This window comes from Micromonospora phaseoli, assembly GCF_900109115.1.
Classification (GTDB): Bacteria; Actinomycetota; Actinomycetes; order Mycobacteriales; family Micromonosporaceae; genus Micromonospora; species Micromonospora phaseoli.
Genome location: NZ_FNYV01000004.1, coordinates 533,783 through 554,648 on the forward strand (window position 1 = coordinate 533,783; position 20,866 = coordinate 554,648).

Consider the following 20,866-nt stretch of genomic DNA (forward strand, 5'->3'; position numbering starts at 1 on the left):
AGCCCCGGTCCGCGGCATCCCTGACCGGATTCCCGCGCCGGTCAGACGGCGCGGGCGATGCAGATGCGGGCGTCGAGTCGGGGACCGGCCTCGTAGACCATGTACGACACTCCCCCGTCGGTGCCGAAGGCCGGCGCGGCCACCCGACCGTTATCCGAGGCGATCGGGGCGTGGAACACCCCGAGGTGCACCTCCCGGTCGAAGTTGTTGCCGACCTCGGTGAGCCGGATCCGACCGTCGTTGCCGTGGTACGCCACGTAGCTGGTGCCGTTGCGCTTGAGCAGGTGCGGGCTGGAGATGTCGGTCAACCCGTCACCGGCCGGCGAGATCAGCGGGTTCGGAGCGAACTGCCACTGGTCCCAGCCGTTCGGCGACCAGCCCCAGAAGATCTTGCGGGTGCCCGGGCCGATGGTGTGCGCGCCCATGAAGAGCATGACGTACTTGTTGCCCCTGCCGGCCACCTGGTGCTCGAAGACCCGGGCGTACGAGGTCTCGGTGGTGTTCGGCACCAGGCGGGTGCTCAGGATCGGCGTCTCGTTGGTGAAGGTGATGCCGTCGCGGGAGCGGGCCACCCGGGTGGTGAAGTTCTCCCCGTGGAAGTAGAGGAAGAACTCCCTGCTCGCGGCGTTCCAGACCACGTGCGGCGAGGAGACGTGGCTGACCGTGGTGGTGGGCAGCACCCGGTCGACGATCGGGTTGCCCGGGTGCTCGGTGTAAGGGCCCTCAAGCCGGTCGGCGTAGGCCAGGCAGACGCCGCCGGGCGCGTCGTGCGGGGCGTAGTACAGGTAGTACCGCCCGCGGGCGCCGGAGATCTTGTCATAGACCCCGCGTACGCACGGAAAGATCATCTCGCCGGTGGGGTTGTAGGCCAACGGCCCGGCGAACGCGTCGCGGACGTACCGGTAGCTGGGGAAGCCGGCCGGACCGGCGAGGGCGGGACCGGCGGCCACGGTACCGCCGAGCGCGGTGCCGGCCGCCGCGGCGGTGCCGATCAGGGTCGCGCCGCGCAGCAGGCTACGGCGGCTCAGCGCGGCAGGTCGGGGCAGAAGTCGGTCGTCCATGGGGTCTCCGATCTTCGGGGACGCTCGTCGGTGACGGATGGCGGCGCAGCGGGATGGTGGCGCGACGGTGGCGGAGCGGGTGGACGGCGGGACGCCGACGGCAACCCACGACCGTCAGTGACCGTCTGTGAGATCGCACTCCACGAGGGAGTGTGCCTCGTGGTCGATGAGTCTGCTGCCGGAAGCGGACGAGCGTCAAGGCGCTAATACGAATTATCACGGCCGTCCGCCGGAGAAGTTTTCCGTCGACGGGGGTTGACGCCAGGCCGTCGGGGGTCGCAGGATTTCACACCAACGTAGCTAATGCGTATTAGCGCAGAAACGAATGGACACGGAAAGTGACCGGATCGCGTAGGCGGGTGACCCAGCAGGACATCGCCCGGATGACCGGCGTCAGCCAGGCGACCGTCTCCCTGGTGCTCAACGGCCGCGACGACGGCGGCGTCCGGATCGCCCCGGAGACCCGGGAACGGGTGCTGCACGCGATCCGGGCCACCGGGTACGTGGCCGACCCGGTGGCCCGGCGGCTGGCCGCCCGACACAACCGGATCCTCGGCGTGTTCACCTACGAGCCGGTCTTCCCCGTCGGCACCGGCGACTTCTACCACCCGTTCCTGGTCGGCATCGAAGAGTCCGCCGAACGGCTCGGTTGTGACCTGCTGCTGCTGACCAGCGCCCCGGTCACCGACGGCCGGCGGCGAATCTTCCACGACGACAACCGGCTGCGGCTGGCCGACGGCTGCGTCCTGCTCGGCCGCTCGCTGGACCAGGACGAGTTGGGCCGGCTGGTCGCCGAGGGACACCCGTTCGTGTCGGTCGGCCGACGCGACGACGCCGGCGGGCCGGTGCCGTACGTCGGCGCGGACTACTCCGCCGCCACCGCCGCCGTGGTCCGCCGGGCCCTCGATGCCGGACACACCAGGCTGGCGTACCTCGGCCAGGGAGCCGGACCGGAGTCGCACGCCGACCGGTTCGCCGGCTACCGGAGCACCCTCGACGCGGCCGGGCTGCCGACCCGGCACGAACCCACCGACCGCTCCCCCGCCGACGTGCTCGACGCGCTGCTCGCCGCCGAGGTCACCGCCGTGGTGGCCGAGGAGTACGCCGACGGGGTCGCCCTCGCCGGCATCGCCCGGGACCGCGGCCTGACCGTGCCCGCCGACCTGTCCATCCTGGCCCTGGGTGACCCGACCCGGCCGGCGACCAGCGACCTTGAGTTCACCGGGTTCCGGATCCCCCGCCGGGAGATGGGGTGGCAGGCCGTCGAGGTGCTCACCGGGCTACTCGCCGCGGTGCCCCACACGGTGACCCAGCGGCTGCTGCCGTGCCAGCCGGTCGACGGCGGCACCCTCGCACCGCCCCGCCACTGACCACCATCCCCGGTCGCCGCGCTCCCCGCCCGGCGGCCCCGACCAACCCCTGAAAGGACGGACCGTGCCGGAGATGCAGGCCGAAGTACTGATCGTCGGTGGTGGGCTCGGTGGCGTGGCCGCCGCCCTGGCCGCGCTGCGGGCCGGCCGCACGGTGCTGCTGACCGAGGAGTACGTCTGGCTCGGCGGACAGCTCACCAGTCAGGCGGTGCCGCCGGACGAGCACTCCTGGGTGGAGCACTTCGGAGTCACCGCCAGCTACCGGTCGCTGCGCGACCGCATCCGGGACTACTACCGGAGCTGGTACCCGCTCACCGAGCGGGCCCGGCGCGCCACCGCACTCAACCCGGGGGCCGGGCACGTCAGCCGGCTCTGCCACGAGCCCCGGGTCGCGGTGGCGGTGCTGGAGGACATGCTGGCGGCGTACCGGGGTTCCGGGCGGCTGCGGGTGCTCCAGCCGTACCGGCCGGTGGCCGCCGACACCGACGGCGACCGGGTCACCGGAGTCACCGTGGCACACCGACACACCGGTGAACGGGTGCACCTGAGCGCGCCGTACGTCCTGGACGCCACCGAGACCGGCGAACTGCTGCCGCTGACCGGCACCGAGTACGTCACCGGCTTCGAGTCCCGGGCCGAGACCGGTGAGCCGAGCGCGCCGGAGCAGGCACAACCGGCCAACATGCAGGCCGCGTCGGTGTGCTTCGCGGTCGACCACGTCGACGGGAACCACACCATCGACAAGCCGGCGGCGTACGACTTCTGGCGGGCGTACCGGCCGCCGTTCTGGGGCGACCGGATGCTGTCGTTCCGCTCCCCCAACCCACGCACCCTGGAGATCTCCGAACGCAGCTTCACCCCGAACCCGGACGACGACCCGTGGCTGGTCCAGGCCGACCAGCGGGTCAACCCCGGCGACGGCAACCTGTGGACGTTCCGGCGGATCGCCGCCCGGCGCAACTTCACGCCCGGCGCGTACGACAGCGACATCTGCCTGGTCAACTGGCCGATGATCGACTACTTCGAGCAGCCGGTGATCGACGTACCCGATCCGGACGCGGGCATCGCGGCGGCCCGGGAACTGTCCCTGTCGGTGCTGTACTGGCTGCAGACCGAGGCGCCCCGCACCGACGGCGGCACCGGCTTTCCCGGGCTGCGGCTGCGCGGCGACGTCACCGGCAACGGCACCGCCGCGACCGGCGGGGACGTCACGCACAGCGGCCTGGCCCAGGCACCATACATCCGCGAGTCACGCCGCATCCGCGCCGAGTACACGGTGGTCGAGCAGGACCTGTCGCTTCAGATCCGGGGCGACAAGGGCGCGGTCACCTACGCCGACTCGGTCGGCGTCGGCATGTACCGCATCGACCTGCACCCCTCCACCGGCGGCGACAACTACATCGACGTGGCCTCCTGCCCGTTCGAGATCCCGCTCGGCGCTCTGATCCCCCGGCGGGTGGAGAACCTGCTGCCCGCCGGCAAGAACATCGGCACCACGCACATCACCAACGGCTCCTACCGCCTGCACCCCGTGGAGTGGAACGTCGGCGAGGTCGCCGGCCTGCTCGCGGACTTCTGCCTGGCCCGGCGGGTCACCCCCCGCGCGGTGCGCTACACACCCGGCCTGCTGGCCGACTTCCAGAACCGCCTCGCCGACGAAGGCGTCGAGCTGCGCTGGCCCGACATCGCCGGCTACTGAGGAAGGACATACTCCATGAAGATCCGGTTGACGGCCGCCGTCGCGCTCACCGCGCTGCTCGGCCTGACCGCCTGCGGCGGCGACTCCGCCGAGTCCGACGGCCCGGTCACCCTGCGGATGACCACCTGGTCGGCGAACGAGGCACACCTGAAGCTGTTCAACGAGATCGCCGCCGAGTACACCGCGGCCAACCCGGACGTCGCCGGGATCACCTTCGACCCGATCCCGTTCGAGAACTACACCACCACGCTGACCACCCAGATCGCCGGCGGCAACCCGCCCGACCTGGCCTGGGTGCTGGAGAACTCGGCACCCGACTTCGTCAGCTCCGGCGCGCTGGTGCCGCTCACCGACACCCTCAAGAACACCGAGGGGTACGCCTACGACGAGCTGGCTCCGGCCGCCACGAAGCTGTGGCAGGCCGACGGCGAGCTGTACGCGTACCCCTTCTCCACCTCGCCGTTCGGGGTGTTCGTCAACACCGACCTGCTGAGCGCAGCCGACACCGAGAGCCCGGCCGAGTTGATCGCCGCCGGCCGGTGGAGCTGGCAGAACGCGCTGGCCGCCGCGTCGACGGTGCAGGCCAAGACCGGCAAGGCCGGCCTGGTGGTACGCGACTTCGACTACAAGGGCTGGGACTTCCTCTCCACCGTGTGGACCGGCTGGGGCGCGCAGGCGTGGAGTGAGGACGGGAAGACCTGCGGCTTCAACTCGCCGGAAATGGTCGAGGCGATGACCGCACTGCACCGGGGGATCTTCGTCGACAAGGCGCTGCCCGGGCCGGGCACCACCGCCGACTTCTTCGCTGGCGAGGCCGGCATGACCATCACCCAGATCTCCCGCGCCTCCCTGCTGACCGACCAGAAGTTCGACTGGGATCTGGTGCCGCTGCCGGCCGGCCCGAAGGGCGAGTACGCGGTGATCGGGCAGGGCGGCATGGGCGTGCTCAAGCAGGGCCGCAACGCCGAGACCGCCGCCGACTTCCTGGCGTACCTGACCAACCCCACCAACTCGGCGAAGCTGGCCCAGTTCTTCCCGCCGCCGCGTACCTCGCTGCTCACCGCCGAGACTCTCGCCAAGACCAACCCGCTGCTGAGCCCCGAGCAGTTGCAGCAGGTGGTGATCGACGGGATCGCCGACGGCGTGGTGAAGCCCAGCCACACCGGCCAGGCCGAGCTGAACCAGGCGGTCCGGGCTGGGCTGGACCCGCTGTGGCAGCCGAACGCCGACGTCCGCGGCGTGCTCGACGGCGTCTGCTCCTCGATCAACCCGCTGCTGGCGAAGTAGGCGACGTTCGATGTCGGTCCTGACCAGGGACGCGCAGGGGCGGGCCGGTGGCCGGTCCGCCCCTGCGGGGGCCGCCGCAGCGCGGCGGCGCGGCTGGTGGACGACCCGCCGCCGTGACCAGCTCGCCGGTCTGCTCTTCGTCGCCCCACAGCTCGTCGGCTCGGTGCTGTTCGTGCTGATCCCCCTCGGACTGGTGTTCTGGTACAGCCTGCACGAGTGGAACGTGCTCGCCGGCACCTTCGAGTTCATCGGCACGGACAACTACCGGAGCATGGCGCAGGACCCGAACCTGCCCTCGGTGCTGCGGGTCACCGGGCTGTTCTCGGTCGGCCTGGTGGTGTTCAACCTCAGCCTGGCCCTGCTGCTCGCGGTGCTGCTCAACCAGCGGCTGCGCGGCACCATCGTGTTCCGGACGCTGTTCTTCTCCCCGGTGGTCGTCTCGCTGGTCGCCTGGACGATCGTCTGGGGTTTCCTGCTCCAGGACAACGGCGGCGTCAACGGGACGCTCGGCGCCGTCGGCGTGGACGGGCCGAACTGGCTGCGCGGCGACTGGACGGCTCTGCTGTCGGTGATCGTGGTGCAGGTGGTCAAGAACGTCGGCCTGAACATGGTGCTGTTCCTGGCCGCCCTCCAGGGCGTTCCCGCCGAGTTGTACGAGGCGGCCCGGGTCGAGGGAGCGAACGCCTGGACCCGGTTCCGGCGGATCACCGTCCCGCTGATCAGCCCGACCATCCTGCTCACCTCGATCATCACCGTGGTCGGGTCGTTGCAGGTGTTCGCCCAGATCGCCGTGCTCACCCAGGGCGGCCCGGGCACCTCGACCACGGTGCTCGTCTACTACCTGTACCAACGGGCGTTCCAGTTCCACCAGTTCGGATACGGGGCCACCCTGTCCGTGCTGCTCTTCCTGATCGTGCTGGTGCTCACCGTCGTGCAGTGGCGGATGCGCAGGAGGTGGGTCTTCCATGAACAGTAGGCTCCCCGCGCGGGCAAAGGTCGCGCTGTACGGCGCGCTCTGCCTGCTGGCCGTCCCGTTCGTCTTCCCCACCTGGTGGATGGTCACCTCGTCGGTGAAGCCGATCAACGAGATCTTCGCCTTTCCGCCGTCGCTGATCCCGACCGACGCCAGCCTCTCCGCGTACCGGCGGGTCTTCGAGCTGCAGCCGTTCGCGCAGCAGTACTTCAACAGCGGGTACATCGCGGCCGTGGTCACCGTCGGCACCCTGGCGGTCTCCTCGCTCGCCGGGTACGCCTTCGCCCGGATCCGTTTCCGGGGACAGCAGGTGCTGTTCGTGGTGGTGCTGGTCGGGCTGCTCATCCCGAGCGAGGTGACCATCGTGCCGCTGTTCCGGATGTTCAACTCGTGGGGCATGGTGGACACCCACTGGCCGCTGATCCTGGTGCCGATCCTCGGCGCACCGAGCGTGCTGGCCACCTTCATCATGCGACAGTTCTTCATCACCCTCCCCGGCGAGTTGGAGGAGGCGGCCCGGGTCGACGGGCTGGGTCGCTTCGCCACCTTCTGGCGGATCGCGTTACCCCTGGCCCGGCCGGCGCTCGGCGCGGTGGCGATCTTCACCTTCCTGCACAGTTGGAACCTGTACCTGGAGCCGATCGTCTTCCTCTCCTCACCGGAGAAGTTCACCCTGCCGCAGGCGCTGACCCAGTTCGTCGACGCGTACGGCGGGCCGATGTGGGACGTTCAGCTCTCGGCGGCGTCGATGACCGCCATCCCGATCCTGGTGATCTTCGTGATCGCGCAGCGGCAGTTCATCGAGGGGCTGGCCCACACCGGCCTGAAGGGCTGAGCGTCGGTGGTCAGCCGGGCTGTCCCGGCTCGCTGCGGTGGGCCCGGACCACCACGTCGTGGAAGCTCGTCCGGCTGGCACCGGGCGCGAGAAGACGGGTTCGGGATTCCGCCACGCGCACCTCCCACATCGCGTCGGTCAGGGCGGCGGTGACGGTGTCGAGGTCGATCGAGGCCCGCTGGGGAGCGTGGGCCGCCGAGTGGTGGTCAGCATGATCGTGGCCGACCACCAGGAGTGCTCCGCCGGGGGCGACGGCCCGGGCCAGCCGGGCAACGAACTGACCGAAGGGCATGTCGGGGTGGACGTACTGGCTGACCACCAGGTCGTACTGCTGCGCGGGCTCCCAGACCGTCAGGTCCGCCACCGTCCAGGAGATGCGCGGCGCGACCTCGGGCGCCTGGCGCGCCGCGAACTCCTCGGCGGCGCGCACGGCCGTCGGCGAGACGTCGATCGCCGTTACCTGCCACCCCCTCCGGGCGAGCCAGACCGCGTCCGTCCCGCGTCCGCAGCCCGCGTCGAGCGCCGTCCCGGCGGCAAGATCCGTCACCTCGGCGACCAGTTGAGGACTTGGCGCATCGTGTGCCGCCGGGTGGCCCTGGTAATGGTGATCCCACCATTGCGGGCTGAACGCGGGATGGTCCGCGTGCGACTTGTTGCTCATGCCTCGACGGTACGGAGCCTTTCGCGGATCGAAAGGTGCCATGCGGTTTCCGCAAGATCTGGCCGTTCCGCCCATCAAACCGCGCGTCGGGTCCCGGCCCCGACCGCCACCGGTCAGGCAGCGCGCCACATAGCATGAGGACGTGTCGGAGGTTGATCTTTCTGAGGTGGTCCGGCAACGGATCCGCGGACTACGGCAGGCGCGCGGGTGGAGCCTCGACTCGCTTGCCGCTCGATGCCACCTCAGCCCCTCCACGCTGAGCCGGATCGAGACCGGCCACCGCCGCATCGACCTCGATCAGCTGGTCGTCCTCGCCCGGGCGCTGGACACCACGATCGATCAGCTCGTCGAGCCCGTCGACGACGCCGACGTGATCATCCGACCGATGCGACACCAGGAACCCGGCCTGGCCACCTGGGTGCTCTCGCGCGAGCCGGCGCAGCGTGGGGGCAACCTGGTGGCCAAGATGCGCATCACCCCCGAACGACGCACCGGCCCTGGCCACCTGAGCGTGCACCCCGGGCGGGAATGGTTCTTCGTGCTCAGCGGCAGCGCGTTGCTGCACCTCGGTGCGCGGCAGATACCGGTCGGCGCGGGAAACGCGGCCGAGTTCTCCACCATGATCCCGCATTCCATCGGCGCACTGAACGGGCCGGTCGAGATCCTCACCATCTTCGACCAGGACGGCGAGCGGGCGCACGCGCAGTCCAGCGACCCTTCGGCCGGAGTGTGACCGGCAGAATCCGGCGACAGCCGTGCGGACACCCCGACGCCCCCGCGCGGGGATGGATATCTTCCCGACGGGTGGGGCCGTGCCCGGCTCGGCACGGCCCCACCCACCCGTGGTGTGTCAGCTACGCGGGTTCCACTGCTGGTTGGTGCCGCCGTGGCAGGCCCAGAGGTGCACCTTCGAACCGTTGGCGGTGCCGTAGCCGCTGACGTCGAGGCACAGCCCGGACTGCGCGCCGGTGATGGTGCCGTTGGCGTTGACGTTCCACTGCTGGTTGGCCTGGCCGTTACAGTCCCAGATGATCGCCAGGGTGCCGTTGGCGGTGCCCTGCCCGGAGGCGTCCAGGCACTTGTTGCCGTACACCATCAGTTGTCTGCTCGCGGTGTACGTCCACCGTTGGTTCGTCCCGCCGTGGCAGTCCCAGATCTGGGCCTGAGTGCCGTTGGTTGTGCTGGATCCGCCGATCTCCAGGCAACGCCCGGACTGGGCACCGACCAACTGCACGTTCTGCTGACCATTGCCGCTCTGCGGCCCGGCCGCCGCCATCACGGCCTGGGCGCCCGAGGGCCAGTTGCCGTTGGTCACCGTGACGTTGCCGGAGACGACGTTGCCCCGGTCGCCGTTGGTGACGTTGGTGCTGCCGTTGGTCGACCAGTTGTTGGTGACGGTGAAGTTGCCCATGTTCTCGGCGTACCAGTAGTTGGCGGTGGCCCAGGTGCCGGTCGAGGAGAAGACGTTGTTGCGGGCGGTGAAGTAGCGGGAGCCCTCGTCGAAGTAGACCCCGAAGTAGCCGTTGGTCCGCAGGCAGTAGTTGTCGCTGATCAACCCGCCCGGGTTCGCCGACAGGGTGTAGATGCAGCCGCCGTCGTTCATCTGCTGCATGACGTCGTGCACGTAGTTGCCGATCAGCCGGTTGTTCGACGCGGTGGTCGCGGTCGTGTACCGCGGCTGGTAGTTGTACAGACCACGGCCGGCGTAGTGCTCGCTGCCGCCGGCGTCGTTGGCGCCCCAGCCGTACCCGATCGACATGCCGGTGTACGGCATGTTGTAGACCTCGTTGTACGAGATGGTGGCGTTGGTGACGTAGGTGGTCAGGACCGAGACGATGCCCCGGTACTCCACCCCGAGGTCGTGCAGCCGGTTGTTGCTGATGGTGACGTCCCGGTTGACCATACGCTGATCGCTGGGGTGGTGGGCGTCGGCGCGTACGCCACCGACCAGGATGCCGCCGGCCGAGTTGCGGGCGAACTCCGACCGTTCGACGGTGATGTTGCGGGTGCCGAGACCGACGCCGCTGAGGTGGGCGTTGGCGTCGTTGCCGATGCCCAGCGCCGTCTGCCCGAGGTTGACGAACGCCGAGCCGCTGAAGGTGATGTCGTTGGCGGCGGAGACCTGCACGGCGGCGGGCATCTGCAGCCAGTTCGGGCGGGTCGCCTCGAACTGTGGACAGCCGTTGTGGCAGGAGGTGAAGCTCGGCCAGCTCCAGTTGCCGGCGATGTAGGAACCGGTCTGCTGGTCCACGTAGCCCTGGTTGCTGCTGGCGCCGAGCCAACTCGTGCCGGTGAACGTGACGCCACTGAACGAGATGTGGTGCGCGGGCGCGTCGTAGCTGCCGCCGACGCTGACCAGGGACTGCAACGTGGGCAACTCCACGCTGACGGAGTTCATGTTCTGCCCGGCCAGCGGGATGTAGGACAGCGCGCCGCTGGCCGGGTCGAGGTACCACTCGCCCGGCGCGTCCAGGAACTCGTACGCGTTGGTCAGGTAGAGCGGTCCGGCCCGGTGTGGGCTGGTGAAGGTGTCGTAGCCGAAGTTGTTGTTGCTCCAACCCGGCTGCTGCATGGTGATCAGGTTGCCGCTGATGTTCTGCACCGACACGTACCGGTCGGTGAACGAGTTGACGCTCTCCATCTGCACCCGGTTCTTGTTCGCCAGGTTGTTCAGGTAGCTCAACGCGCTGCTGGTGAACCTCATGCCGGTGCTGTCCGCGGTGAAGTCGGCCCGGTTCACCTGGGTGCGCGCCCGGGTGGCGATGGCGCCGTCGACGTAGAGCTGCCGGCTGTCGAGCCCGGCACCGACGTTGGCCCGCCAGATGTTCCGCCCGGCGTCGACGAGGGACCAGCCGGTGACCGCTCGGGCGCCGCTGAGCACGGGACGCGCCGACGGGGCCGCCTGCCACACCACGCGGTAGCCGTTGGTGCCGGAATCGGCGGCGGTCAGCCGCAGCGGTGACGAGAGCCGGTACACCCCGCCAGCCAGCTCGACGACGATGTCGCCGGACATCGAGGCGGTGCGGGAACGCACCGCGGCCTGCGCGGCGGTCAGCGAGCACGGCTGGGCGGCGGAGCAGCTGGTTCCGCTGCCCGACGGCGAGGCGTAGAGGGTGGTGGTGGCCGCGAACGCGGGGGTGGCCGAGGCGGCGACGGCGGTCATGGTGGCCACGGTGGCCACCACCGCCGCCGCGGCTGCGGCCGTCACCCGCTTTCGGGCAGCGGAGGATGACGGTACGGACACGGGACGGTCTCCTTACCTGGGTGGGGTGGTAGTGGTGTGCCGGGGTGTGCCTGTGCTGGCCGGGTCTGACGCTCGGCTGTCAGCGGAGGATCCTGCGGAGATAGGTCAGGCCGTCCAGGGCGAGCCGGTCCTGTGACGGGGCGAGCGGACGCCAGATGGAGGCGGCGGTGGCGATGGTCTCGTTCTCGCCGGTGAACGACTCGATGCAGACCGCGCCCCGGTAGCCGGTCGCGCGAAGTGCCGTGAAGAACCGGGGCCAGTCGAAGTGGTCCGCGCCGGGAGCACCCCGATCGGTACCGCTGACCTGGACGTGCTTGAGGTACGGGCCGGCGGCGGCGAGCGCCGCGTACGGGTCGGCCTCCTCGATGTTGAGGTGATAGGTGTCGACCATGATGCCGACGGTCGACGGCAGGCCGTCGATCAGCTCGATGGTCTGCGCGATGGTGTTGACGACGCTCGTCTCGTACCGGTTGAGCGCCTCCACGCCGATGCTCACCCCCCGTTCGCCGGCGTGGTCGGCGACCGGCGCGAGCGCCCGGCGGAAGTCCGCGTAACAGGCCGCCCGGGCCGGCCCCGACATGCGCCAGGTCCGGCCCACCGACGCGTAGACGGGGCCGCCGACGCAGGGCGCGCCGACGGTCGCCGCACTGTCCACACAGCCCCTGAGGTACGCCACGGTCGCCTCGACGACCGCCGGGGCGGCGGCCACGAGATCACGCCCCGGCGGGGTGACCGCGCAGACGCCGGCCGCGACCAGACCGTGCGCGGCCAGCAGCTCCCGGGTGCGGACCGGGTCCCAGTCACCGGGTTGCTCGATCGGCAGCTCGACCGCGTCGAAGCCGAACCGGGCGATCCGCGGGATCAGCTCGGCCAGCGCCTCGTCGTCGACCGGCGAGGTCCACACCCAGGGGTTGACGCCGATGGTGTACACGGACTTCCTACCTCCAGCGCTGCGGATACCCGGGCAGGTCGGCGCAGCCGCACATCGCGTAGTGCAGCGGCGGCATGCTCGGGTCGAGGTAGCTGTCCAGGTTCTCCCGGGTGATCGTCGGCTGTGGCAGCTTCCAGGGGTTGGACACCTGCTGACCGTCGAGGATTCGCAGCGCGGCGATGATCGGCGTACGCCACTGGTAGGTCGGGTAGGTCGGCGCGATCGCGGTGAGGTCGTTGTCCTTCCAGATCTTCAGGAAGTCGAGCTGGTCCTCGCCGTTCATCGGCGGCACCGGCTTACCCGCGTCCTGGAACGCCTCGACCGCGGCGACGGCGACTGCCCCGGCGTCCATCCAGACGCCGTCGATGGTGCCGTGCCGTTGGAGGTAGTCGTCGACGATCTTCTTGGTCTTGGCCGGGTCGCCGTCGGTGAACTCGACCCCGACGACGTCGACCTGCGCCTTGTCGAAGGCGACCTTCGCCGCGGACCAGCGGGTCTCCAGGACGTCGACACCGGGCAGGATCCGCAGGGCGAGCACCTTGCCGCCGGGCTGCATCCGCTGGCTGACGAACTCGGCACCGACGTGGCCGAAGCCGTAGCCGCCGATCGGGTTGATGAACGTCACCGGGCACCTGGTGTTCACCCCACGGTCGAAGACCACGACCGGTAGACCCGCCTGGCAGGCCGCCTCGACGGCCGGGGTGAGCGTGGCGGTGGTGTTCGGCGAGACGATGAGCGCGTCGCAGTCCTTGCCGAGCAGGTCGTTGATGTCCGCGATCTGCTTCTGGTCCTTGCCTTCGGCGTCGACGTGCACGAACTCCTTGATCCGACTCAGCTGCGCCTCGACCTCGGCCTGCATGGTCTTGAACCCCACCTGCCGCCACGGGTTGTTCAGCGCCGCGTTGGAGAAGCAGATCTTGTACGGTCCGGCCTTCTTGAACTTCGTCGTGTCCACCATCGTCGGGTTGAGCACCTGCTCCCACGGCTTGTCGGCCGGCCCGGTGGGGGCGGCGTCGAGCAGTGCGAGTTCGGCGTCGTACTCCGCCTGCACGAAGAACTTCGACTGTTCCCCGGTGCCTGATCCGGAGGCGGGAGCACCGCCCGAAGGGTTCGCGGCCGGCTCGTCGGTGGCACAGCCGGCAAGGGAGAGCAGGGTGATGGCGGCCAGCGCCGCCAGTGGACGTCGCACTATGGTTCCCCTATCTCGAAGAAGATCGTGTTGCGGAGACCGCCACGGCGAGCAGGATGATCGCGCCCTGGACGGTTGACCTGAGGGCGCCGGGGACGCCGTAGAAATTCATGAGGGCGAACAGGAGTTCGAGGGTCAGCGCACCGAGCATCGCGCCGACGACCGAGCCGCGTCCCCCGCCCAGCGCGACACCGCCGAGCACGACCGCGGTGATCGCCCCGAACTCCAGGCCGGCACCGGCCTGGAACGACACCCCGCTGTAGCCACCCAGGAGGATCGCCGCCACCGCCGCCGCGACTCCGCTGAGGACGAAGGCGATCGTCCGGACCCGCCAGACCCGTACCCCGCTCAACTCGGCGGTGCGCGGATTGTCGCCCGCGGCGACCAGGGTCCGGCCGAAGTCCGATCGCATCAGCAGCACGGCCCCCGCCGCGAGTAGCAACAGCACGACCAGGGCGTACGGGAGTCGGCCGAGCAACGGCACGTCCTCGAACGCCCGTCGGCCGAACTGACGGAACTGCTCGGGAAGCCCGCCCTTCGGAGCACCGTTGGACCAGAGGTACACCGCACCGACGAGGATCAGGTACATGCCGAGGGTGGTGATGAACGACGGCACCCGCAGTCGCGTCGTGATCAGACCGTTGACCAGCCCGACGAGTGCGCCGCCGACGAGCAGCACCAGCACTACCGGCCAGGTCCGGGACGGATCGTTGTCGATCAGCCGGGCGGCGACGACGACCTGGGCGGTGACCAGTGAACCGACGGACAGGTCGAACTCGCCGGAGACGATCACGAAGTACTGGCCGGCGGCGAGCAGGATGATCGGCGCCGAGCGGCCGAGGAACGACATCAGCGACGGCGGGGCCAGGAAGCTGGGCTGCCGGACCGCCACGAGGACCAGCAGCACCGCGAGAATCGCGAGAATCGGCAGGACACCCCCGGGGCGTACCCGCCACAGCCGTGGTGACAGCGGACGACGCTGGACGGTCTGCATGGTCAGGACGCCGCCTTTCGCATCGCCCGGCGTGCGTAGATGGCGACCGCGGCGATGATGATGGCGCCCCTGATCACCTGTTTGAAGAAGGCGTCCACTTCGAGCTGGTTGAAGATGGCGTCGATGCTGGCCAGCAGCAGCACGCCGCCGACCGTGCCGATGACGCCGCCGCGCCCGCCGGCCAGGGCGGTCCCACCGATCACCACCGCGGCGATCGACTCCAGGTCGTAGAGGCCCTCGGTGCCCACCCGGGGCGCGCCGGAGCCGAGCCTGCTGGCGAGGTAGATGCCGGCGAGCCCGGCGCAGAGCGCGCACAGCACGTGCGCGGTGACAAGCACCCGGTCGTTTCGGACACCGGAGAGTCGGGCGACCTCCGGGTCGCCGCCGACGGCCACCAGGTGGTGGCCGAAGCGGGTCCGCGAGAGCGCGAACCAGGCCGCTCCGGTGACGGCGACCAGCAACAGGAAGGACAGCGGTATCGGACCGACGCGCTGGTACCCGAGGCTCTGCACCAGCGCGGGTGCGGTGGTGCCGGAGGGACCGTCGTAGCCGCTGTCGAGGTACCCCTTGAGCAGCAGCCCGACGCCGAGGGTCGCGATGAAGGCGTTGATTCGCAGCTTGGTGACGAGCAGCCCGTTGAGCAGCCCCACGCCGGCGCTGACGGTGAGCGCCAGGCCGATCGCCGGCAGCAGCGCGCCGTCGCTGCCGTTCATCGTCTCGGCCGCCACGAGCGTGCTCAAGCTGATCACGTACGCCACGGAGAGGTCGAGCGAGCCACCGAGGATGACCAGGGTCTGGCCGACGGCGACGAGCCCCAGTCCGGCGGCGACGTGCAGCAGGCTCACGGTCGTCGGCTGGTTGAACAGCTGACCGCCGTCGATCATGACGACCGTGCCGCCGATCGCGAGGGTGAGGGCCAGGGCCACGAACACGCCCGGTACGGGCCGCCGGGCCGGCAGCAGCGACCGGGCGTTCACGCGACCGCCTCCCGCGCGGTGCCGACCGCCAGGGCCACGACCTGCTCCTCGGTGGCGCCGCCGGGCAACTCCCCCGCGATGCGACCGTCGCGCATGACGACGATCCGGTCACTCATTCCCAGCAGTTCCGGCAGGTCCGACGAGATCATCAGCACGGCCGCCCCGTCTCGGGCCAGGCGGCGGACGAGGTCGTGGATGGCCGACTTGGCACCCACGTCGATGCCCCGGGTCGGCTCGTCGAAGAGCAGGATCAGCGGGTTGAGCGCGAGCCATCGGGCCAGTACGACCTTCTGCTGGTTGCCGCCGGACAGGAAGCGGATCTCCTGGTCGTCGCCCGCGGCGCGGACCTCCACGGCGGCGAGCAGCTCACGGATCCGGACGGTCCGGGCGGCGCGGCCGGACCGAGCGGCGAAGACCGCGCGGCTGGCGAGCAGCGCGTTGTCGAGCACCGACTGCCGGCCGACGATGCCTTCGCCCTTGCGGTCCTCGGTGACGTAGGCGATGCCGGCCCGCATCGCGGCGCGCGGCGAGCGCAGCCGGATCGGTGTGGCGTCGAGCCTGACCTCGCCGGTCGTGAACGGGGACACCCCGAAAAGCGCCCGGGCCAGCGCCGACCGGCCGGCGCCCTGCAGCCCACCGACACCGAGCACCTCGCCTGCCCGCAGCTCCAGGTCGACGCCGTGCAGTTTCCCGTTGCCCCCGGCGCGGACGGTGAGCCGGACCGGACCGAGGTCGTCGGCGCGGGCCCGGTCCGGGTAGTAGCTGGACAGCTCCCGACCGACCATGTGGCGCACCAGTTCGTCGGCGGTGGTGCCCGCCGTGGGTACGGTGGTCACCCGACGCCCGTCCTTGAGAACCGTGATCCGGCTGGACAGATCGAAGACCTCGGTGAGCCGGTGCGAGACGTACAGCAGACCGATGCCCCGATCCTGGAGCCGACGGACCAGCCCGTAGAGCAGCTCGACCTCGTGGTCGGCCAGCGACGCGGTCGGCTCGTCCATGATGAGCAGCTGTGCGTCCAGGGCGAGCGCCTTGGCTATCTCGACGACCTGCTGCTGGGCGACGCCGAGCCGTCCAACCCGGGCATCGGCCGGCAACTCGGTCTCCCCGATCGAGACAAGCAGTTGCCGGGTGCGGCTGAGCATCTCCCGCCGGTCGACCAGCCCGCGGCGTACCGGCTCGTGTCCCAGGTAGACGTTCTCCGCGACGGTGCGCTCCGGCAACAGGTTGAACTCCTGGTGGATGATGCCGATGCCGGCCCGCTGCGCGTCGCGTGGACTGCGGAACGCGCGCGGCTCGCCGCCAAGCTCCACGGTGCCCTCGTCCGGGTGGTATCCACCCGAAACGATCTTCATGAGGGTGGACTTCCCCGCCCCGTTCTCACCGACGACGGCGTGGATCTCGCCCGGCGCGACATCGAGGTCGACACCGTCGAGGACTCGCACCCCGAGGAAGGACTTGCCGATGCCCCGCAGGGCGAGCAGCGGCGCCGGCCGCGGATCTGACATGCAGGAGTCCTTACATCTAGTAGTCGTCGGCTGGGTAGCACTGGGCACCCGAGCCATCTTCTGACCGGCAAGCCGGCAAGCTTTCACTCCCGATCGGCGTACTTGATGTTCTCGTGCCCAAACTTTCGCTTGACACGAACGAAACATCACACGTATGAACATAGATGTTCGGGTATTGGTTCGCAATCCCTCGGCGTACAGCGACTTCAACCTCGGCTTCTCGATCGGCAGCGCCGCCGGGCGAGGAGCGAGACAGGGGACGCTCACGCCTGCGGCACCAGATGATGTGAGCGAGAACATCGACGGGCATCGGTGTTCAGTTCATCCCATGACCCCTGCCGACCACGGGACGGGCACAGCGCCAGATCACGCTGTGTGACTTCCTGCGGCGCTGACTGCCGTTGCGGCGGACGGCACGACGACCGACCTGACACTCGTGCCTGCGTGTCGCGAGACGCGACTGGCCCGTGGCCGCACACCCCCGTTGCTCCGCCCTGACTAGGAGACGGCATGCGTCGCAACACAATGCTCATCGGAGTGATCGCGGGTCTGCTACTCGCGCTCGCGCTCGTCCATCCGGCATCGGCGGCTCCGGCCTTCCGGGCCCTGCTGTTCACCAAGACCACCGGCTACCGGCACGACTCGATCCCCGCGGGGATCTCGATGTTTCAACAGCAGGCGGTGAGCGACAACTTCGAGCTGGTGCACAGCGAGGACTCCGCCGTCTTCACCCCGGCCAACCTCGCCACCTTCGACGTCCTCATCATGTTCCAGACCTCGGGCATGGTGTGGACCTCGGCGGCCCAACGCCAGGCCGTGGAGGGCTTCCTGGCCAGCGGGAAGGGCATCGTCGCCATCCACAACGCCACGGACATGGGCATCGAGGCCGAGTACCCCTGGTGGGACCAGACCGTGAACGCCGGCGCTCACATGCCAGAGCACTCACCCGGTGTGCTGCCCGGCACCGCCATCGTCGCGGACCGGAAACACCCGTCGACGGCCAGCCTGCCGGACCGCTGGAACCGCAGCGAGGAGTGGTACAACTTCGACAAGAACCCGCGCGGCGAGGTACACGTCCTGGTGACCGCCGACGAGCGCACGTACAACCCGGGCTCCCGGGCGATGGGCCCCGACCACCCGATCTCTTGGTGCCGTAACACCGGCGGCGGTCGGGTCTGGGCCACCGCTATGGGTCACGCGATCGCGTCCTACAGCGAGACCCACTTCCGCAATCACGTCCTCGGCGGGGTGAAGTGGGCCGCCGGCAACCAGCCGGGCGACTGTGGCGGCACCGTCTGGGGCAACTTCGAGAAGCGGACCCTCGACAGCAATACCGTCGACCCGATGGCGCTGGCCGTGGCACCCGACGGCCGGGTGCTCTACGTCCAGCGTGGCGGCCAGGTCAAGATCTTCAAGCCGAGCACCAGCAGCACGGTCACCGCCGGCACGCTGAGCGTCTACACCGGAGGTGAGGACGGGCTCACCGGGCTGGCGCTCGACCCGAACTTCGCCAGCAACGGGTACGTCTACCTGTACCACTCACCGGCCAGCAGCTCGACCGACGTCAACCGGGTCTCCCGCTACACCCTCACCGGTGACACGTTGAACATGTCCAGCGGGGTCACCATCATCGACATCCCGGCGTACCGGGACCGGACGTACCCCGAGCCCGGCCACACCGGTGGGTACATCGACTTCGGGCCGGACGGCAACCTCTACATCGGCACCGGCGACGACGTGGCACCGAACCTCGACCCCAACTGGCAGGGCTACGCCCCGCTGGACTGGCGCTCGGGCAAACACATGCTCGACGCGGCGCGTACCGCCGGCAACACCAACGACCTACGCGGAAAGCTGCTGCGCGTCCGGCCCTCCGCCAGCGGCGGCTACACCATCCCGTCGGGCAACCTCTACCCGCAGGGTACGGCGCAGACCCGGCCGGAGATCTACGCGATGGGCTTCCGCAACCCGTTCCGCTTCTCGATCGACCCGGCCAACGGCTGGGTCTACCTGGCCGACTACGGACCGGACCGGAACCCACCGACCACCAACCGGGGCCCTGAGGGTCTCGTCGAACTCAACGTGATCAAGGCGCCGGGCAACTACGGCTGGCCGTTCTGCCATGGCGACAACCAGCCGTACGCGCCGTACAACCCGGACACCGGCGTGGTCGGTGCCAAGTTCAACTGCGCCGCGCCGGTCAACAACTCGCCGAACAACACCGGCCTGACCAACCTCCGGCCGGTCGTCGCGCCCAACATGTGGTACGGCTACGGCAACTCGCAGACCTTCCCCGAACTCGGATCCGGCGGCTCCGGACCGATGGGTGGGCCGGTGTACCGCTACGACGCCGCGAACCCGTCCGCGACGAAGTTCCCGCCCTACTACGACGGCGTCCACTTCTTCTACGAGTGGTCGCGCAGCTACATCAAGGAGGTCCACTTCGACTCGGCCACCGCGGTCACCCGCACCAACCCGTTCCTGCCCACCAGCAGCTTCAACAAGCCGATGGACCTCGAGTTCGGCCCGGACGGCTCGCTCTACCTGCTGGAGTGGGGCACCAACTTCGGTGGTGGCAACAGCGACTCGGGCCTGTACCGGATCGACTACGTCCAGGGCGGCCGGTCCCCGATCGCCAAGGCCACCGGCACCCCCACCAGCGGCAACGCCCCGCTGACCGTGCAGTTCTCCAGCGCGGGATCGATGGATCCCGACCCCGGTGACACGATCAGCTACCAGTGGACGTTCGGCGACGGCACCACCTCGACGGCGGCCAACCCGTCGAAGGTCTACACCAGCAACGGCAACTACACGGCGCAGTTGAAGGTCACCGACAGCTCGGGCAAGACCGGCTTCGCCAACGTGCAGATCACCGTCGGCAACACCGCTCCGGTGGTCACCATCACCACGCCGGCCAACGGTGGCATGCTCACCTTCGGCGACCGGGTCTCGTACCAGATCACCGTCTCCGACCCGGGCGGCGCAGCGATCGACTGCAGCAAGGTCTTCCTCAACCCGGCCCTCGGGCACGACGACCACGCGCACGAGACCACGGACTACGCCGGCTGCTCCGGGACCATCCCCACCGACCTGCTCGGCGGGCACCCGGACGGCGCCAACCTGTTCTACGTGCTCAACGCGCGCTACACCGACAACGGTGGAGCGGGCGGCGCGGCCCCACTCACCGGCCGGGCCCAGGTGATCCTCCAGCCCAAGCACAAGCAGGCCGAGTACTACAGCAGCCAGTCCGGCACCCGGATCATCGACCAGGCCGGCGCCCAGAGCGGCAAGCGCGTCGGGGACATCTCCAACAACGACTGGATCGCCTTCACCCCGATGAGCCTGTCCGGCATCAACACCGTGAGCTACCGGCTGTCGTCGCCCTCCGGCGGCGGATCGATCGAGCTGCGGGCCGGCTCGCCGACCGGCACGGTGCTGGCCACCACGCCGGTGCCGAGCACCGGCGGTTGGGACAACTACCAGTCCACACCGCCGGTGAACGTCACAGCCCTCGCCGGTACCCACACCCTGTACCTGGTCTTCAAGGGCAGCGGCAACAACTGGTTCGACCTCGACTCGCACACCTTCGGCGGCCCCGGAGTGGGCGTCGGTGACACCGGCGGCAGCGGTATCGCCGGCCGGACGTGGACGATCACCGCGCAACACAGCAACAAGCTGATGGACGTCAGCGGTGTGTCCACCGCCGACGGCGCACAGATCCACCAGTGGGCGGCCACCGGTGGCAACAACCAGAAGTGGCAGGCGGTCGACGCCGGCGGCGGTGCCGTGTACCTCAAGGCCGTGCACAGCGGCAAGTGCGCGGAGGTGATCGGCGGCTCCAGCACGCCGGGAGCCTTCCTCCAGCAGGCCACCTGCAACAACAGCAACCAGCAGAAGTTCACCGCCACGGCGACCGGGACCTCCGGGGTGTACACGGTGCGGAGCGTGCCCAGCGGGCTCTGCCTGGACGTCAACACCGCCGCCACCACCGACGGCGCCCGGCTGTTGCAGTGGAACTGCCACGGGGCGACCAACCAGCAGTGGCGGTTCGCCCTGGCATGACACACCGCGTCTACCCCACCCGCGGTGCGGGCAGACGCCCGATTCGTCGATGAGCCCCGGCGGCGCGGCAAGCCC

15 protein-coding genes are annotated in these 20,866 nt (G+C 69.7%); 7 read left to right on the top strand and 8 right to left on the bottom strand.

Annotation, left to right across the window (positions count from 1 at the left end; all coding sequences use genetic code 11):
• Positions 1–41: 41 nt before the first annotated feature.
• Positions 42–1,061, bottom strand: coding sequence for a hypothetical protein (locus BMY89_RS13970; protein WP_198414000.1), 1,020 nt, complete (start codon positions 1,059–1,061; stop codon positions 42–44).
• Between the two features lie 359 nt (positions 1,062–1,420).
• On the opposite strand from BMY89_RS13970, the gene BMY89_RS13975 reads away from it, so the two are divergent.
• The 5 genes from BMY89_RS13975 to BMY89_RS13995 all read left to right on the top strand — a co-directional run bounded on the left by BMY89_RS13975 (position 1,421) and on the right by BMY89_RS13995 (position 7,225).
• Complete coding sequence (locus BMY89_RS13975) at positions 1,421–2,431, top strand: LacI family DNA-binding transcriptional regulator (protein ID WP_232521304.1); 1,011 nt, start codon at positions 1,421–1,423, stop codon at positions 2,429–2,431.
• A gap of 73 nt (positions 2,432–2,504) precedes the next feature.
• Entirely contained in the window at positions 2,505–4,130 is a 1,626-nt protein-coding gene (locus BMY89_RS13980) for an FAD-dependent oxidoreductase (RefSeq protein ID WP_092380225.1), read from the top strand.
• 15 nt (positions 4,131–4,145) lie between these two features.
• Positions 4,146–5,417 carry an ABC transporter substrate-binding protein gene (locus BMY89_RS13985; protein WP_092380227.1) on the top strand — a complete coding sequence of 424 codons (1,272 nt, stop codon included), beginning with the start codon at positions 4,146–4,148 and terminating at the stop codon, positions 5,415–5,417.
• A gap of 10 nt (positions 5,418–5,427) precedes the next feature.
• Entirely contained in the window at positions 5,428–6,393 is a 966-nt protein-coding gene (locus BMY89_RS13990) for a carbohydrate ABC transporter permease (RefSeq protein WP_092380228.1), read from the top strand.
• Positions 6,383–7,225: a carbohydrate ABC transporter permease gene (locus BMY89_RS13995; protein WP_092380229.1), complete on the top strand. Its 843-nt coding sequence runs from the start codon at positions 6,383–6,385 to the stop codon at positions 7,223–7,225. Before BMY89_RS13990 ends, BMY89_RS13995 begins: the two co-directional genes overlap by 11 nt.
• 10 nt (positions 7,226–7,235) lie before the next feature.
• On the opposite strand, the gene BMY89_RS14000 is transcribed toward BMY89_RS13995, so the two are convergent.
• Positions 7,236–7,886, bottom strand: a complete 651-nt coding sequence (locus BMY89_RS14000; RefSeq protein ID WP_092380231.1) for a class I SAM-dependent methyltransferase — start codon at positions 7,884–7,886, stop codon at positions 7,236–7,238.
• Positions 7,887–8,028: 142 nt separating this feature from the next.
• Between BMY89_RS14000 and BMY89_RS14005 the strand changes: the two genes are divergently transcribed.
• Positions 8,029–8,619, top strand: a complete 591-nt coding sequence (locus BMY89_RS14005; protein ID WP_198414001.1) for a helix-turn-helix domain-containing protein — start codon at positions 8,029–8,031, stop codon at positions 8,617–8,619.
• Positions 8,620–8,736: 117 nt separating this feature from the next.
• Here the strand turns inward: BMY89_RS14005 and BMY89_RS14010 are convergent, their stop codons facing one another.
• From BMY89_RS14010 to BMY89_RS14035, 6 genes are all read right to left on the bottom strand, one after another.
• Positions 8,737–11,130: an RICIN domain-containing protein gene (locus BMY89_RS14010; protein ID WP_092380234.1), complete on the bottom strand. Its 2,394-nt coding sequence runs from the start codon at positions 11,128–11,130 to the stop codon at positions 8,737–8,739.
• Positions 11,131–11,209: 79 nt separating this feature from the next.
• Positions 11,210–12,061 carry a sugar phosphate isomerase/epimerase family protein gene (locus tag BMY89_RS14015; RefSeq protein WP_092380235.1) on the bottom strand — a complete coding sequence of 284 codons (852 nt, stop codon included), beginning with the start codon at positions 12,059–12,061 and terminating at the stop codon, positions 11,210–11,212.
• A 7-nt stretch (positions 12,062–12,068) separates the two neighbouring features.
• Complete coding sequence (locus BMY89_RS14020) at positions 12,069–13,250, bottom strand: substrate-binding domain-containing protein (protein WP_232521308.1); 1,182 nt, start codon at positions 13,248–13,250, stop codon at positions 12,069–12,071.
• A 10-nt stretch (positions 13,251–13,260) separates the two neighbouring features.
• Positions 13,261–14,244 (bottom strand): ABC transporter permease, encoded by a 984-nt coding sequence (locus tag BMY89_RS14025; RefSeq protein ID WP_092380237.1) that lies wholly within the window; start codon positions 14,242–14,244, stop codon positions 13,261–13,263.
• A gap of 2 nt (positions 14,245–14,246) precedes the next feature.
• Positions 14,247–15,221 (bottom strand): ABC transporter permease, encoded by a 975-nt coding sequence (locus tag BMY89_RS14030; protein ID WP_092380238.1) that lies wholly within the window; start codon positions 15,219–15,221, stop codon positions 14,247–14,249.
• Positions 15,218–16,729, bottom strand: a complete 1,512-nt coding sequence (locus tag BMY89_RS14035; RefSeq protein ID WP_092380240.1) for a sugar ABC transporter ATP-binding protein — start codon at positions 16,727–16,729, stop codon at positions 15,218–15,220. Before BMY89_RS14035 ends, BMY89_RS14030 begins: the two co-directional genes overlap by 4 nt.
• Before the next feature lie 510 nt (positions 16,730–17,239).
• Here BMY89_RS14035 and BMY89_RS14040 point away from each other — a divergent pair.
• Complete coding sequence (locus BMY89_RS14040) at positions 17,240–20,791, top strand: ThuA domain-containing protein (RefSeq protein ID WP_092380241.1); 3,552 nt, start codon at positions 17,240–17,242, stop codon at positions 20,789–20,791.
• The last annotated feature ends 75 nt before the right edge of the window (positions 20,792–20,866 follow it).

Bases quoted from the DNA above. Each gene is read 5' to 3' on its own strand.
- BMY89_RS13970 (WP_198414000.1), bottom strand. From the start codon at position 1,061: ATGGACGACCGACTTCTGCCCCGACCTGCCGCGCTGAGCCGCCGTAGC.
- BMY89_RS13980 (WP_092380225.1), top strand. From the start codon at position 2,505: ATGCAGGCCGAAGTACTGATCGTCGGTGGTGGGCTCGGTGGCGTGGCC.
- BMY89_RS13985 (WP_092380227.1), top strand. From the start codon at position 4,146: ATGAAGATCCGGTTGACGGCCGCCGTCGCGCTCACCGCGCTGCTCGGC.
- BMY89_RS13990 (WP_092380228.1), top strand. From the start codon at position 5,428: ATGTCGGTCCTGACCAGGGACGCGCAGGGGCGGGCCGGTGGCCGGTCC.
- BMY89_RS13995 (WP_092380229.1), top strand. From the start codon at position 6,383: ATGAACAGTAGGCTCCCCGCGCGGGCAAAGGTCGCGCTGTACGGCGCG.
- BMY89_RS14000 (WP_092380231.1), bottom strand. From the start codon at position 7,886: ATGAGCAACAAGTCGCACGCGGACCATCCCGCGTTCAGCCCGCAATGG.
- BMY89_RS14025 (WP_092380237.1), bottom strand. From the start codon at position 14,244: ATGCAGACCGTCCAGCGTCGTCCGCTGTCACCACGGCTGTGGCGGGTA.
- BMY89_RS14035 (WP_092380240.1), bottom strand. From the start codon at position 16,729: ATGTCAGATCCGCGGCCGGCGCCGCTGCTCGCCCTGCGGGGCATCGGC.
- BMY89_RS14040 (WP_092380241.1), top strand. From the start codon at position 17,240: ATGCGTCGCAACACAATGCTCATCGGAGTGATCGCGGGTCTGCTACTC.